Raw genomic sequence first — 15,600 nt, 5'->3', positions numbered from 1 at the left:
CCAGAAAATGTTCAAAACGTTTCTTTGAAATCCTATGGATTAAATTAAAAAGTATTTGGAATCAATAGATTCTGCTCTAAAGTTGATTGATTATCTGAAAGCCTGCAATGCTAATTGAAAATTTATAGCATGGCGGGTTTTCTATAGCAGTCATTAATTTGATAGTATTTTGCAAAAATCTGCCAAAATGGCAAATATATACTAATGATATTGGTAAACTAATAACAACTACAACTTCAACCAAAATAGAGGTGATTTGGCAAGCAAGTTAATTTAAAAAATAAAATCAACGATTAGTTCTAACTATGAAATAAATCAAACTGATTACAAAAGTAGTCAGCATTTCATGGAGTAAATAACTCCTAGACCAAGACCAATAATCCAACCGTTGCTACTGGTGGTTCTTTTTTTGAGGAAGTCTGAGCAAAGAGAATTTGGGTAGGTGGATTCCCCCAAGCCAAATTTTCCACAGCTTTCACTGACTGCAGACGGTGCGAGTAATGCTGATAAAACTTTCTATCTTGTGGTTGGTGTTGCTTTAGTTAAATATTGCAAACGCTTAACATCAATTCCAGGAACAGAAATAGAAAAGTTACGGTGAAATTAATTGTTGTCTTTGGCTGGTAGAACTAGTAGCTTATACGCTTCTCTTTCGACTATTGTAATCCTAGTCCTCCCAACCTGGATTATCTTTGGTTTCTAAACTTTCAATTTATATAGCAAGACTGGAAGTTCAAAACTTGAATATCTTCCAGTTTTTTATCTGTATAGAAAAATAAATAAGGCGGGCAATTTGCCCACCTTATTTTTTGTGGAGAATAGACATCTGGTGAAATTAATCTAGAAGTCTTGTAGAGACGTAGCACTGCTACATTTCTTGTTTAATGGTTAATTCAAAAATGAATTAAACCTTAGCTAATTCTGGAGTAGGACTTTTGCTGTTGCGAATTGCTGTAATAGCCTCAGCATAATCTTTAGCGTTAAACACAGCTGAACCAGCAACGATCGCATTGGCTCCCGCTTCTAAAACTTGCCAGGTATTATTTGCCTTCAGTCCCCCATCTACTTCAATCCACGGGTCAAGACCACGTTCATCACACATTTGGCGCAGCTTGCGGATTTTGGGTAATACACCAGGGATAAAGCTTTGACCACCAAAACCAGGGTTGACGCTCATAATCAGTACTAAATCGCACAAATCTAAAACGTATTCAATTAGTTCTAGAGGGCTACCAGGATTAAGTACAACTCCAGCTTTCTTACCAAGCTCTTTAATTTGCCCCAAGGTGCGGTGCAGGTGTGGAGAAGCATTATGTTCGCAGTGTACGGTGATATGATCGGCACCCGCCTTAGCAAAATCCTCTACATACTTTTCTGGCTCCACAATCATCAAGTGGACATCCAGTGGCTTGGTCGTAATCGGACGAATCGCCTCCACAATCAGAGGGCCTATCGTAATATTAGGTACAAAACGACCATCCATTACATCAACATGAATCCAATCTGCTCCAGCCGCGTCTATGGCGCGAATTTCGTCACCCAGACGACTAAAATCGGCTGATAGGATAGATGGAGCAATTACAATGGGCTTTTGAGATCGGTTTTGGGTCATGGCTAGTGGGTTTTAAGCGTCCTCGTCTGTACGCATTGTAACAAAACATTGAGCAAGACTCATAATTTTGATCCCGGTTTTTTGGGGAGTAGGGACTGGGGAGGCAGGGGAGGCAAGGTGACAAAAGTTTAAAACTTGCAACAAGTCTTTCTCTTGTCCCCAATTCTCCTTGTCCTCTTCACCATGCCCAATGACAAATGACAAATGACTAATAACTAATGACTAAAAAACTAACCTGGATATTTTGGGGATTAACTGCTTCTTGTCTGAGTGCGCCGGTAATTGCTTCAGCTTTAGAATCTGGACTAGGAACTAACGGCATTGATGCTCTGAAGCTACACAAACCTCCTTATAATTTAATCGGCCGTAAGATTGCTATTGGTCAAGTGGAAATTGGTCGGCCAGGAATGTTTGGGTGGGATAAGGCGGTGTCTAAAAATCGTGCTATATCTGTAGCTGCGGTTTTCTTACGCAATGGCCCAGCTAAGTCTAATACTGGTGTTGACCCCCACGCCTACAATGTCGCTGGTGTGATGGTGAGTCAAGACAAAGCTTTGCCAGGAGTTGCTCCAGGAGCGCGATTGTATTCATCAGCGGTGGGTTCGACTAAAAATATGGGTCAGCCAGAAGAGTGCTTATCGGCACAGCACATAGCGCTCCAAAATAGTGGCGATGTCCGTGCGATTAACTTTAGCTTTGGGGAACCTCTGAGCCGCGATCCTCGACCGGAAGCTACTTTAGACGGCAATGCTTTACTAACTTTATGTGTTGATTGGTCTAGTCGCGCTCATGATGTTTTGTATGCGATCGCTGGCAACCAGGGCAAAGGCGGTATTCCTATTCCTACAGATAATTTTAACGGAATAAACGTGGCTTTTTCATCCCGCCGAGGGGGAGTTTTTAACAAAGTAGACGTGGCTAATCTGGCGGGTGTTAACCAAGGTGTGAATGGAAGACTCGCTGGAAGGGAATTTGACCTTGATGGGCGTCGCGCTATCAGTTTAGTTGCTCCTGGGAATAATATTCCTTTGCTCAATCCAGATGGCAAATTGAACAAGGTTACAGGTACAAGTTTTGCAGCACCTCAAGTTACAGCTACTGTTGCTCTGTTACAAGAACTTGCTAACCGACAAATGCGGACAAAACAACCCCACTGGAGCATTGATTCTCGGCGTCATCAAGTGATGAAAGCTGTATTGCTGAATTCAGCAGACAAAATTCTAGATAGCGGCGATGGCCTACGGTTGGGAATGACTCGAACCCTAATTGATAAGCAAAATCAAAACTGGTTAGATTCTGATGCTTATAAAGATCCAAAGATTCCCTTGGATGCCCAAATGGGAGCGGGTCATTTGAATGCATTTCGCGCTTATCAGCAATTTAGTGCCGGTCAATGGCAGGCATCAGCTGCGGTACCGGCTATCGGTTGGGATTATCGCACAGTTGATGTTGGAGCATCTATTGACTATATATTAGCAAAACCGTTAAAGCAGGGAAGTTTTGTTGCTGTCACCCTGAGTTGGGATCGATTGGTAGAACTCAACGATAAAAATAAAAACCAGCAATATGACGTAGGCGAAAATTTTCGCGATCGCGGTTTGAATAATCTTGACCTCTACTTAGTAAAAGCTGATGCTCAAAATTCTGATGCTGGTGCTGTTTGCTCCTCAATCAGCCAAATTGATAGTGTAGAACACATTTTCTGCCCCGTTAGTGCTACTGGCAATTACAAAATCCGTGTCCAGTTTCGTCAAAAGCTGAATGAAGCAACTCAACCCTACAGTTTAGCTTGGTGGACTGTACCTATTAATTGAAATAGATTAGCACAAATATCTGTGTAAAATTACAGCGTTTTTCTCGTTCCCATATCGAGCATGGGAACGAGATTTTGTGCCTCTGAGAAACGTTATTCGATCTATAAAAACCTCACAGAAGTGATTATTTTATGATGACGTAGCTTACAATACGTTTATACGTAAAGATAAAAATTCTTAAAAATCAAAATTTTTTATAACTCGTCTGTATAGCCTTCTCAATAAGGAATTACCAACTCCACAAATTGTGTTTAATTCCTCTAAGCTACTAATTTGCTGTTACAAAAACTGTAACAGTCCCATTTTTGTATTGGAGTAAATGCAATAGTTAGTCATTGACACAGTATCTGCGTCAACTCTGAGCACAGATCGGGAATCTTTGGCAAGTGAGGTAGCAGAATGAATCGGCAGAAATTGAGTGATGCGAAAGAAAATTTCCTGCAAAGACGTTATGGTGTTAGTCTGGGCAGACGTTATGCTCTGGCTGCTGCAAGTGTTGTTCTATTCAGTGTATTAGGGTGTTCTCAAGTCGATAGTAATAAAAGTGCCCTTGCCCAATCTAGTTTACCTCAGCCAGAAACTCCATTGCAAAAAAAAACAGCCAAAACTGATACAAAAATCGTTGAGTCTAGCAATAAGTTTGGCTTTAAACTATTTTCAGAACTTCTGAAAAACGATCGGGGTGAGAAGAATATTTTTATCTCACCTTCGAGTATTGCGATCGCTCTTGCTATGACTTACAACGGCGCTAGCGGCTCGACTCAACAAGCAATGGCAAAAACCCTGGAATTACAGGGGATTGCTATACCAGAAATCAACTCTTCTTACGCGGCGGTATTAAAACAGCTTTTAGATAATTCAGATACGAAAGTGCAATTGAAAATTGCTAACTCACTTTGGGCAAATCAAGATGTTAGCTTTGCGCCAGACTTTATCAATAAAACCCAGGACTTCTATCAAGCCAAAGTCAGCAATTTAAACTTTAAAGATGCCGCTGCATCTAGTATTATCAATAACTGGATCAAAGAAAATACTAACGGTAAAATCACTAAAATAGTTGAAAAAATTGAACCAGATCAGGTGTTATTTCTGATTAATGCCATATATTTTAAAGGTAATTGGAGTAAAGAGTTTGACAAAAAGCAAACTGCTCCATACCCTTTTTACATCACATCTAGCAGGCAAAAACAACACCCAATGATGTCGCAGGAGGGTGATTATAGATACTATGAAAGCGAAAAATTTCAGGCAGTTAGTTTACCTTATGGTAAAGATGGTAAGATAAGTTTTTATATATTCCTACCCAAAAATCATTCTAACCTCAAAGCGTTTTATCAAAACTTGAATGTTGAGAATTGGGAAAAATGGATGACTCAGTTCAACAATCAAAAAGGGTTTATTCGCCTACCCCGCTTCAAAACAGATTACGATATTACACTCAATGATGCTTTAAAAACTTTAGGTATGGGGGAGGCTTTCAGCAACAAAGCCAATTTTTCTGGCATGGGTAAAAACTTTTCTATTAGCCAAGTTAAGCATAAAACTTTTGTTGAAGTAAATGAAGAAGGCACTGAAGCGGCTGCGGCTACTTCAGTGAGAATAGTAGCAACATCTTTGAGAGAGGAACCAGAACCATTCCGAATGATTGTCGATCGTCCCTTTTTCTGTGCTATCAGGGATAATCAGACGGGAAACATTTTGTTTATGGGTTCAATCATCGAGCCACAATGAGGATAAGTAGGTGGGCGTAAATAATTATCGTTAGGATAAGGCAGGGGGCAGGGAGCAGGGAGCAGAGGGAAAAAGGGTTTGAGCTTTATTTACTTTTCTTCATACAGTTCGGTTTTATTCTGCCCACTTACTTAGGAGGGATTGAAGACTCGATCTTTTTAAAAGGGAACTTCCAAAAAATAAAATACTAAGTGAATATAAATGATTAATTTACATTCACTGTATATGTAGATAATAATTTTTAGAAGTCATTATCCGTAAAGGTAACTATGGATGGTGAAGATATTTTTAGTGATAGGAAAAATTCTAACTTTGTGGCATAATCATCTGTTTGTGATAGTTCCAGTTCAATTGTTTGCTGCTTTTTTTCATCAAAAAGCAACTGAATTTGATAACTTTTCCATAATTGTTCTTTTAGTTCATCTTCTAAATCAAAAGTCTGTTCTTCATCACCCTATATATTCGACCAAAGGACTATTTGATTAGCCCGAAAATGGTTTTGACCTTTTGTATCTCCAATTACAAAATATACTTCGATATTTAAATCAAATCCCAAATCATCGACTTCTGCCTCTGCTATCTGACGGCTAACGACAATTAAACTATCTGGGTTAATATCTACTACCTGCTGTTGGCGTTGTAATAATTCTTTAAATACAAAATTAGGTAATAACTTTGAACTCTCTTCAAGTAGTGGGACTTAGACAAAAAGTAGCTAGAAAAAAGCCTCAAATGTATATACAGAGAGATTTGGACATCGGTTTGCCTGGTTTGTTGATATATCTGGGTTTCAAGCATTTTTGAGCCTTTGGTGTATTTTCCTTGCCGTGTATGGGTTTGAGGCTTGTTTTTGCTTCAAAAATGTTTAGGGACTTCCAAGAAATAAATTATCCAATTTCACCGAATCAAAACGACTTTCTCTCTCCCTGCTCCCTGCCCCCTGCCCTAAAAGCGATGGGATATTTTTTTTTATTTGGAAGTCCCTTAAGTCTCGCTAGGTGGTAAGCACATCCAAGGCAAGCTCATGAGTAAAGTCATAAACCTACTGTTCCAGGAATTGTGTAAAATAATTCCTCTGACCGGATGCTATTAACCCTTCATCCAAATGAAGGGTTTTGAAATGTCTCAAACTTTCAGTTACCCTGAACTGTAAGTGTGAATATTACAGACTCATGTAAGTTGAGACAGCCAATAATAGCGCCTAGATATTACTGTTTAATTATCAGGAACAAACCGCGATTCTTTTGTGGAGAGACTGCGCGATCGCGTGCAGAATATTTACAGTATTGCCTAAAATTATGGATAATTCCCCAGTGGTCGCTCAAGCAGATGCATCTTTACCAAATTACACTCAGGAAAATACACGAATAGTGGAGTCAGCAGCTGGCTCGAATTCACCACCGAAGCAAAAGATAGGAAGTGACTTTGACTCTCGCATGATGCTGCGGTGTTTGGAACTGGCTCGCCGTGCTTTAGGGCGGACTTCGCCAAATCCGTTAGTGGGAGCAGTGATTGTCAAGGATGGCGAGATTGTCGGTGAAGGATTTCATCCTCGCGCAGGTGAGCCTCATGCAGAAGTGTTTGCCTTAAAAGCAGCAGGCGATCGCTCTCGTGGTGCAACAATCTATGTCAGCCTCGAACCTTGCAATCACTACGGACGTACTCCCCCTTGTTCGGAAGGATTGATTAAAGCAGGGGTGGCAAAAGTAGTAGTGGGTATGGTTGATCCCAATCCACTGGTGGCTGGAGGTGGCATCGCCCGTTTACGGGCAGCGGGAATCGAAGTGTTGGTAGGAGTAGAAGAAGAAGCTTGCCGTCAGTTAAACGAAGCTTTTGTGCATCGCATTCTCTACAAGCGACCTTTGGGAATTTTAAAATATGCCATGACTTTAGATGGCAAAATTGCTACTACCTCTGGTCATAGCACTTGGGTGACAAGTCAAGAAGCCCGCAGTGAAGTACATCTAGTGCGGGCGGCTTGTGATGCCATAATTGTCGGCGGTAATACAGTCCGACAAGATAATCCTTACTTAACCAGCCATCAGGTGGGGGCACATAATCCCCTGCGAGTGGTGATGAGTCGCCATCTCAACTTACCGGAAAGTGCCCATCTGTGGCAAACTGCGGATGCTCCAACTTTGGTGTTGACACAGAAGGGTGCTAATCCCGACTTCCAAGAACTGTTGCTCAAACAGGGTGTAGAGGTGGTGGAATTAGCATCACTTATCCCGGATAAGGCAATGGCGTACTTATATGAACGAGGTTTTTGTAGCGTGCTGTGGGAGTGTGGTGGTACCTTAGCTGCTAGTGCGATCGCTCAAGGAGCAGTGCAAAAAGTTTTGGCATTTATTGCCCCAAAAATCATTGGTGGTAGTATTGCTCCCACACCAGTGGGCGATTTAGGTTTTACTACCATGACTGAGGCGTTGTCTTTAGAACGCGTTCGTTGGCGTGTAGTAGGCTCTGACTGCTTAGTAGAAGGTTATTTTTCCCCAAAAGCTAATAGTCAACAGTAATAACACTTGACGATCGATCTATTTATCTTGATTTTGCGTTGGCGTAGCCCGCCGTAGGCATCGCGATCACTGGCGTTCATGGGCAATATCACGTATAAGGGCTAGTCGAGATTGAATGTAGTGGCTAAGAAAATCAGTTTCGTTAGAATCTAACAACACTTGCGTTTCGGTTTGTTTTACTAACCACTGCACCAAGCTAGCATCATCCAGTTGTAAGAGGAGCTTGGCTTGCGCGGTTTCAACCACTGACCAAAGCTGACGCATGATTGTAGGAGTCATCAGACCTCGATTGAATAATGAGCTATTAGCTGTCTTTAGATTACACAATTCCGATCGCAATTTACGACATGAATATAGAAGCTGAGACAAGTATTATTAAAAACTTAATAATGGTATTTATAACTTTATGAAGATTAAGAATTTTAAATTCATACCATTTCTTTGTAAGGCTGCGCCAAATTTTCTTTCTTCCTTTGTGCCCTTTGCGGTTCATTCCTTATATAATTTGGCATATCTTTATACAGAATTGGTATCAGCCCTCTTCTATCACTTTGGGGAAAGAAAAATAAATGTAGCTTGAGTTGAACAAAGTGAAACCCAACTTTTCTAAGAGGATATTTGAAAAGTCCCTAATGATGTATCAAATAGTTTTAGACCCCCCTAAATCCACGCCACGTGCTCCACTTGGGGAGACCCCAAGACCGCAGTGGCTCCCCGATAAATTGGGGGATTTTGATTTTAATTCTCCCCTTTTTAAGGGGGGCTAGGGGGGATCAACAAGTGTCTAAAATCACAGTTAACCACTTTTTAAACAACCTCTAAGGTCTTTGGGTGTTGGGTTTCGTTCCTCAACCCAACCTACGTCTACGTCTAAATTGATAAAAGTAATGAGAAATAAGGGTTTTAGATTTTTCTCTACCGATAGTGATTAAAGAGGGATCAGTTTTAAAATGGGCATAAGGCATTGGGTATGGGAAATACAGATTCTCAAGAATTAGAGGATATTTTAAAAGGGTATTTGCTTTCATAGCGATCGCAGCATAGAATCTCAGTACATGGCTGAGACCTTGATTTGTCTTTGCATCCGAGCAAAATCAAAAGAGTCAAATTATACCTTTCAGGACTTTTAAAATTACCTCTTGTGTAGGCAATGCATTAGTTTGAGTCTGCTGTGAAAATCAATGGTTCTTCAGCACTTAATTCTGGTAAATTATTAGCAATATCTAGTAAAGGAAATGTTAAAAATATATCATTAAGACATTAACACTTTTTAGCTGTAGATGGACTCACAAAATTATGTAAGTCTACATCCCAAATGCTGATATAAATAAAATCACATTCTTGGCGGATAATTTGGCCTTTGACTGAGCCATTCTTAAAACTAAAATTATCAGATTGGCGCTGTTGTACTTGTTTGAGTCCCTGCTTAATTTCTTCCGTGGCTTGCCCTGCTAACATTCCATTCAAGGTAGTCTCCATTACCTGTGGGTCTACCGTTTGGGCAAAAGATACCTCAGTTTGGCGTAGCACTTTAGAATTACGATCGAATAAGTAGCCAAGGTCAATTTTGTTGGGCACTAATTTGTAAACGACAGCACGAGTCTTGCCCCATGCGCCCCTTAAATCTTGATTTGGTTTGCCGAGGGTAGCTTCTACGGCGCTTCTTGGTGTACCTGTAGGAAATGCGGGAACGCTTTGGCTAGTGGTAGCTAATTTACTAGGCGACCGATCGCTGTTTTTTGGTGTGGAAGGAACTTCTGGTTTGGGAACTGCGGCCTCATTCTTTGGTTCTGGCTGTGGCGTGGATACTGCTATCGGTGCTGGAGTTGGAGTATCTGAAGTGACAGGCTGTTTTTCTGGCTGTGGTATGGATACAGCTGGGGGATTAGAGGTTGGTCGCTGTCGTGCTGGTGAGCTAGGGATAACTGGGACTGGAGAAGTTTGGGAAGAAACGGGTGGTTCGGTAGATGCAGAAGTCGGAAAAGATTCTGGCGATGGCGTGGGACTTGTGCCAATCGTTGTTTCTGGTTGTTGCTGGCGAATGATGCTAGGAATTGCTACTGCACCAATCAAGCCACCGATGAGCAAACTACCAACAATCACAGCAGATTTTTGCCAGTTTCCAGAAGTGGAAGACCCTCGAATCGCAGAATTTTTTTGTGGTGAATATAATGGCTGGGTTTGTCGAGTCGATGTAGTGGGAGAAAAACTGACTGTGGAAGTATTTGCAGATGACTGCAAGGCATATAGCATTTTACTAGCAGTGCTGTAGCGATCGCCAGCATGAGGCTTAATTGCTTGATTGAGTACCCCTGCCAATTGGGAAGAGACGTTAGGGGCGTGCTGGTGCCAAAGTATTTCCCCAGTTTTCAGATCGGTTAGTAGTCCTTGCGGGTGTTTACCAGTCAGCAGATAAATCGCCGTTAAACCTAAGCTGTAGATATCAGTGGCGTAAACTGCGCGGCCAACGGCTTGTTCGCTAGGCATATACCCAGGCGTACCAATGACGAGCGATCGCGTGGGGTATCCTGGAGAATTCACCACAGAACGGATTGTTTCTTTGACTGCACCAAAATCAATCAAAACTGGATTGCCATCAGCAGAGCGCAGAATAATGTTATCTGGTTTGATATCCCGGTGAATAATGCCTTTACTATGAACATAATCTAAGACTGAAAGCAGACTTAAGAGAATTTGCCGAACAGCAGTTTCACTCTCAAATCCTTTGGCTTCGACAATTTTCGTCAGGGTTTGACCGTGAATCCATTCTTGGACGAGGTAAAATTGTCCATTCTCAGAAAAGTAGGCGTAGAGTTTGGGAATTTGGTTACTACTTTCACCCAAATACTCCAAGGTTGCTGCTTCCCGTTCAAACCGTTGTTGGATAAGTTGGTAGGCTTGCGGGTCATTATTAGTTATCGGTTTAAGTTGCTTGATTACACAGCGACGGCGAGAAGGCATGTGGGCATCTTCTGCTAGAAAGGTTTCGCCAAACCCACCAGCGCCGATTACCTGGATAACTTGATAGCGATTGTTCAGGAGGGTTATGGTCATGAAAAATTACAAGCGTAGACAACCGGAGACATTTCGCCTCTGGGCTTGTCGTCAGACATCGCCCTTTCCAAATGTACATCAGATGAGTTGATGAGTTATAGATACTGAATTGAGAATGGGCGTAGCTAATGATTTGGGGAAATCAACGAAGAGGCAGGGGGAAGGGAGCAGGGAGCAGGGGGAAATGACACCATCCTCCTGCTGTGCAGCAGAGCAGAGCATGGGTCTTAGTCCCCCAGTTCTATTAAGTGGCTCTCGTACCCTACGGGAAGCTAGCAGGTGGGGGCTGAATCCCTTTTCTGCTCCCTGCTCCCTGCTCCCTGCTCCCTTGCTTCTTTCTCAACTGTCTGAGTCGAAAGTGCAACAAGCCAAACTTTCTATCTCCCAGTAGGGCGGATTGCCAAATTGCTGAATCAGGAAATCCATAAACACTTGAACGCGTCGCGAGTGCTTACGATTGGGTAAATACAACGCATAAACGCCTGTATCTCGATCGGTTTGTGGAGAAATTTGAAAATCAGACAACACTGCCTGCAATCGTCCAGCTTTAATATCTTCACCGATCAACCAGGTTGGCATCAAGACCAAACCACTACCATCTAAACAAACTTGACGCAGCACCTCCGAATGGTTTGCCACTAAAGACCCACTCACTTTCACTTCACACACTTCTGTCTCACGCTGGAAGCGCCAGATTTGATGATTTGTAGAATAAGCAAACAGCAAACAATTGTGCTGAGTTAAGTCGTTTGGATGACTCGGTTTACCCTGTTGCTTAAAATAGGCTGGGCTACCGCAGACTAGGCGATGGTAGGTCGCGAGTTTGCGAACCATTAGATTGGCATTGGAACGATCGAGGTTGCCGATGCGGATGACCAAATCTAGATCGGCTTCTGCCAGGTTTGCGAGTCCATCGCTCAGTTGGAGGTCGAGTTTCACTTCTGGGTACTGAATCAGAAAATCGCTCAGAATCGGAGCAATGTGCAGCCGCCCAAAGGTCACAGGCAGACTGATTCGCAAAGTGCCGTGCGGAACATCACCCTGTTCCATAACACAAAGGTTAGCTTCTTCTACATCTTGCAGAATTTGCACGGCTTTGTCGTAGTACTTCTGCCCTTGTAGTGTGAGCGTGATGCTGCGCGTGGAGCGGTTGAGTAACTGAGTGTTCAGCATCGCTTCTAGGGAATTGATTTGGCGCGTCACCGAGGAGACGGCTAACTCTAACTGCCGTGCAGTTTCAGAAAAGCCACCAGTTTCTACGACTTTGACAAACGATCGCATCGCTGCCAGTTGATCCATTGCATCCCCTTCAACTACTTATTGCAAAAAACGCAAAGGTGTTTAGCGTATTTAGTAGATTAACATTCTTTTCAAATGAGATTAAAGTGAAACTATCAACAGCAGAACAGTCCCAAAGGAGGCAACGATGACGCTGACGATCGCAATTACTTCTGATTTCATTTGTCCTTGGTGTTTAGTGGCAGAAACGCGGTTGAATCAAGCGATCGCCCAACTAAATTCTGCTGTTGAGATTGAGTACCTTTGGTTTCCCTTTGAGCTAAATCCGCAAATGCCAGAAGCCGGAATGGATCGCAAAGCCTATCGCACTGGCAAATTTGGCAGTTGGGAATACTCGCAAGGGTTGGACGCAAAAACGGTGCAGGCAACACAAGCTGATAATATTAACTTCCGTTACGATCTGATGACCGTCACGCCCAACACCCTGAAAGCACATCGATTGACCTGGTTTGCAGGCAATCAAGGCAAAGCGACACAGATGGCTGTCCGCATTTTCAATGCCTATTTCACAGAAGGACGAAACATTGGTGATGTTGAGACTCTAGCAACTTTGGCAGCAGAGATCGGCATTGATGCTGCTCAAGTGAAGGCGTTTCTGGAGTCAGAAGCAGGAATTCAAGAAGTCAAAGACTTAGAACAACAGGCGATGTCTACGACGGGCTACGCCTACGCCCAAGGAATTCATGGTGTTCCGGCGATTCGCATTGGTCGAGAAATCATATCTGGAGCGCAATCAGTTGAAGTCTTTCTGGCAGCTTTGCAACAAGCAACGAATGAATTAGCAACCGCTTAATCACGCCCGTTGCAATCACAACTAAAATCAACAGGACTTACGCAAAAATTGCTAAAAAGCTTAATTTATCGAACCGCCTTCTCTGCGAGAGGCTTCGCCAACGCGCAGCGTCTCGTAGAGAAGACGCCAAGAGCGCCAACGCGTAGCGTCTCGTAGAGAAGAATTCGTAGAGTGTGCGTAAGTCCTAATCAATAATCACAAAACAATGATGAACGATACAACTGCACAATCTGCTGCAAAAGTTCGGCTTTATGGTTTACCGAATTCAGCAGAAGCCTATGAAATTCGAGACTTCCTGAATCGCAGTGTGGTGGAATTTGATTGGATTGAACTTACGAACGATCGAGACTGCAATCGAGAACTAGGATTTTCAGCCCTAAGCGATCTCCGCTTGCCAATGGTTGAGTTTCCAGATGGTACGCAACTCTTTTCGCCTTCCATTCGAGAAATTGCTCAACGACTGGGTTGGGTGACACAGCCAAAATTCCGTGAATACGATTTGTCAATTTATGGAGCAGGCCCGGCGGGCTTGAGTGCGGCAGTATATGCTGCATCCGAAGGGCTACGCACGGTTTTGATTGAGCGTCACGCGGTGGGTGGACAAGCGGGTACGAGTTCACTGATTGAGAACTACATGGGTTTTCCTAAAGGAATTCGCGGGGCAGATTTAGCTGAGAGAGCGCGGCAGCAAGCTGTTAAGTTTGGGATTGAACTGTTGCTGTTGCGCGAAGGCATCAAAGCTGAGTTTAAAGACAATCGTATTTATGTTGATTTAGCAGACGGCAGCAAAATGATTGCCCGTACCAACATTTGTGCTACAGGTGTGGAGTATCGACGGCTGAATGTTCCAGATGAAAATCGATTTCTCAACCTGGGCGTATTTTACGGGGCTGGCGCAAGTGAAGCGCCGATGTGTCGTGATGAGCATGTGTTTGTAGTGGGCGGTGGTAACTCGGCGGGTCAGGCAGCACTACACTTCTCGCGTTATGCCAAACAGGTGACAATGTTGATTCGCGGCAGTAATCTAGCAGCAACGCTATCACAGTATTTAATTCATCGAATTACCAGCACTTCTAATATCGAAGTCCGCTTCAACGCTGAAGTCACAGGATTAGATGGGGACGTAATTCTGCGAGCAATCACGATCGCAGATAGGCAGGCTGGAACTGTCCAACAGGTCGATACTCAGCGATTGTTTGTGTGTATTGGCGGTGTTCCGAACACGGACTGGGCAAAGGATACTCTCATTATTCGAGATGATGCAGGCTATCTGATCACTGGATCGGAGTTGCTGAAAGCAGGTCATCCGCCAGTGGGCTGGACTTGCGATCGCGACCCGTTCTTCTTAGAAACGAGTGTTCCTGGCTCGTTTGCGGCAGGAGATGTGCGGCACGGCTCAGTTAAGCGTGTCGCTTCGGCTGTGGGAGAAGGGGCGATGGCGGTTACGTTTGTGCATCAATATCTGGAGGAAAACAGATGAACGCTACTGATCGTCGTGCCATTATAATCGGTGGATCGCTGGCGGGGCTATTTACGGGAACCCTGCTGCGATCAATTGGTTGGCAGGTCGATATTTATGAGCGATCGCCTCATACGCTCGACAGTCGTGGCGGCGGCATTGTGCTTCAGCTTGATGTGATTGAAGCGTTTCAACGCGCAGGCATTCCCCAGGACAACCTGGGTGTTGTGGCGCAGGAGCGCTATTACTTGAAGCGGGATGGCAGCATTCAACGAATGCCGATGCGTCAAACCTTGACCTCCTGGAACTTGCTCTACACTTCGATGCGGCGGCAATTTCCAGATGAGCATTACCATCAAGGGAAATGCTTAAGCGAGATTGAGCAAAACGACAATCAGGTGACAGCCATCTTTGCGGATGGGACTCGTGAGACGGGCGATTTATTGGTAGGAGCTGATGGGCCGAATTCGACCATCCGCCAATTGCTGCTGGCTAGTTACACACCTCAGTATGCAGGCTATGTTGGTTATCGCGGCTTAGTCAATGAATGGGAGTTAGACCGAGAAACGGCTGCCATTTTTACCGAGCGCTTTGTGTTCTATCAGTTTCCCAATTCACACATCCTGCAATACGTCATTCCAGGCGAGAATGAATCGCTTGTGCCGGGAGAACGTCGCTTTAATTGGGTGTGGTATGTCAATTACGATCAAACAACTGAATTGCCGCACATTCTGACTGATAAGCACGGCAAGCGTCGAGATTTCTCGATTCCACCCGGTCTGATCGCGCCATCTGTAGAACAAGAGATGCGATCGTATGCAAATCGAGTCTTAGTTACTCCGTTTCAAAAGCTAGTGGCAGCAACAAAAGAACCGTTTGTGCAAGCCATTCTGGATCTGGGTGTGCCCCAAATGGCTTTTGATCGCATTGCCTTGGTGGGAGATGCAGCGTTCATCCCCCGCCCGCACACCGCAGCGAGTACTTCAAAAGCAGCAGCAAACGCGATCGCACTCGTCGATGCCCTGATGGATCGTCAGGATGTTTCAGAAGCACTCTCCGCTTGGGAAGGCGATCAGCTGGCGCTGGGAATGCGGCTATGGAAACACGGTCAAGCCTTGGGAGAGCAATCCCAGTTTATCTATAGTACAGAGCGCTGGGAGGGAGAGCAATGAAGTCATTAAGTAGGTGGGCGTAAATTTTTGTCGTTAGGATAAGGCAGGAGGCAGGAGGCAGGAGGCAGGAGGGAAGAGGGTTTTAGCCTCGTTCATTTTTGCTAACATAGTTTGGTTTTATTCTGCTGACCTACTTAATGAGCCGGAATC

General features: G+C 43.8%; 10 protein-coding genes. 6 read left to right on the top strand and 4 right to left on the bottom strand.

Features of this window, described 5'->3' with window-relative positions; all coding sequences use genetic code 11:
• Window positions 1–904: 904 nt before the first annotated feature.
• Entirely contained in the window at window positions 905–1,612 is a 708-nt protein-coding gene (gene rpe / locus V7K41_RS22435; protein ID WP_334851755.1) for a ribulose-phosphate 3-epimerase, read from the bottom strand.
• A gap of 218 nt (window positions 1,613–1,830) precedes the next feature.
• On the opposite strand from rpe, the gene V7K41_RS22430 reads away from it, so the two are divergent.
• From V7K41_RS22430 to ribD, 3 genes are all read left to right on the top strand, one after another.
• Window positions 1,831–3,426, top strand: a complete 1,596-nt coding sequence (locus V7K41_RS22430) for a S8 family serine peptidase (RefSeq protein ID WP_334851753.1) — start codon at window positions 1,831–1,833, stop codon at window positions 3,424–3,426.
• 399 nt (window positions 3,427–3,825) lie between these two features.
• A complete protein-coding gene (locus V7K41_RS22425) occupies window positions 3,826–5,157 on the top strand; it encodes a serpin family protein (protein ID WP_334851751.1) in 1,332 nt (443 codons plus the stop codon).
• 1,298 nt (window positions 5,158–6,455) lie between these two features.
• Window positions 6,456–7,673 carry a bifunctional diaminohydroxyphosphoribosylaminopyrimidine deaminase/5-amino-6-(5-phosphoribosylamino)uracil reductase RibD gene (gene ribD / locus V7K41_RS22420; protein ID WP_334851749.1) on the top strand — a complete coding sequence of 406 codons (1,218 nt, stop codon included), beginning with the start codon at window positions 6,456–6,458 and terminating at the stop codon, window positions 7,671–7,673.
• Window positions 7,674–7,739: 66 nt separating this feature from the next.
• Here the strand turns inward: ribD and V7K41_RS22415 are convergent, their stop codons facing one another.
• The 3 genes from V7K41_RS22415 to V7K41_RS22405 all read right to left on the bottom strand — a co-directional run bounded on the left by V7K41_RS22415 (window position 7,740) and on the right by V7K41_RS22405 (window position 12,026).
• Window positions 7,740–7,952, bottom strand: a complete 213-nt coding sequence (locus V7K41_RS22415) for a hypothetical protein (protein ID WP_104908896.1) — start codon at window positions 7,950–7,952, stop codon at window positions 7,740–7,742.
• Between the two features lie 981 nt (window positions 7,953–8,933).
• The gene (locus V7K41_RS22410; protein WP_334851746.1) at window positions 8,934–10,727 is read right to left on the bottom strand and encodes a protein kinase domain-containing protein; all 1,794 of its coding nucleotides are present in this window, start codon (window positions 10,725–10,727) and stop codon (window positions 8,934–8,936) included.
• A 339-nt stretch (window positions 10,728–11,066) separates the two neighbouring features.
• Window positions 11,067–12,026 (bottom strand): LysR family transcriptional regulator, encoded by a 960-nt coding sequence (locus tag V7K41_RS22405; protein ID WP_334851744.1) that lies wholly within the window; start codon window positions 12,024–12,026, stop codon window positions 11,067–11,069.
• A 127-nt stretch (window positions 12,027–12,153) separates the two neighbouring features.
• Here V7K41_RS22405 and V7K41_RS22400 point away from each other — a divergent pair, with 127 nt between their 5' ends.
• From V7K41_RS22400 to V7K41_RS22390, 3 genes are all read left to right on the top strand, one after another.
• Entirely contained in the window at window positions 12,154–12,819 is a 666-nt protein-coding gene (locus V7K41_RS22400) for a DsbA family oxidoreductase (RefSeq protein WP_334851742.1), read from the top strand.
• A gap of 205 nt (window positions 12,820–13,024) precedes the next feature.
• A complete protein-coding gene (locus tag V7K41_RS22395) occupies window positions 13,025–14,299 on the top strand; it encodes an NAD(P)/FAD-dependent oxidoreductase (protein ID WP_334851740.1) in 1,275 nt (424 codons plus the stop codon).
• The gene (locus tag V7K41_RS22390; protein ID WP_334851738.1) at window positions 14,296–15,450 is read left to right on the top strand and encodes an FAD binding domain-containing protein; all 1,155 of its coding nucleotides are present in this window, start codon (window positions 14,296–14,298) and stop codon (window positions 15,448–15,450) included. Before V7K41_RS22395 ends, V7K41_RS22390 begins: the two co-directional genes overlap by 4 nt.
• Window positions 15,451–15,600 lie beyond the last annotated feature (150 nt).

Source organism: Nostoc sp. (assembly GCF_036917415.1).
GTDB lineage: Bacteria > Cyanobacteriota > Cyanobacteriia > Cyanobacteriales > Nostocaceae > Nostoc.
This window is presented reverse-complemented; position numbering and strand designations above follow the sequence as displayed.

What these genes read in the sequence shown, in the direction of transcription:
- V7K41_RS22400 (WP_334851742.1), top strand. Translation starts at nt 12,154, where the DNA reads ATGACGCTGACGATCGCAATTACTTCTGATTTCATTTGTCCTTGGTGT.
- rpe (WP_334851755.1), bottom strand. Translation starts at nt 1,612, where the DNA reads ATGACCCAAAACCGATCTCAAAAGCCCATTGTAATTGCTCCATCTATC.
- V7K41_RS22410 (WP_334851746.1), bottom strand. Translation starts at nt 10,727, where the DNA reads ATGACCATAACCCTCCTGAACAATCGCTATCAAGTTATCCAGGTAATC.
- V7K41_RS22405 (WP_334851744.1), bottom strand. Translation starts at nt 12,026, where the DNA reads ATGGATCAACTGGCAGCGATGCGATCGTTTGTCAAAGTCGTAGAAACT.
- V7K41_RS22395 (WP_334851740.1), top strand. Translation starts at nt 13,025, where the DNA reads ATGATGAACGATACAACTGCACAATCTGCTGCAAAAGTTCGGCTTTAT.
- V7K41_RS22390 (WP_334851738.1), top strand. Translation starts at nt 14,296, where the DNA reads ATGAACGCTACTGATCGTCGTGCCATTATAATCGGTGGATCGCTGGCG.
- V7K41_RS22430 (WP_334851753.1), top strand. Translation starts at nt 1,831, where the DNA reads ATGACTAAAAAACTAACCTGGATATTTTGGGGATTAACTGCTTCTTGT.
- V7K41_RS22425 (WP_334851751.1), top strand. Translation starts at nt 3,826, where the DNA reads ATGAATCGGCAGAAATTGAGTGATGCGAAAGAAAATTTCCTGCAAAGA.
- ribD (WP_334851749.1), top strand. Translation starts at nt 6,456, where the DNA reads ATGGATAATTCCCCAGTGGTCGCTCAAGCAGATGCATCTTTACCAAAT.
- V7K41_RS22415 (WP_104908896.1), bottom strand. Translation starts at nt 7,952, where the DNA reads ATGACTCCTACAATCATGCGTCAGCTTTGGTCAGTGGTTGAAACCGCG.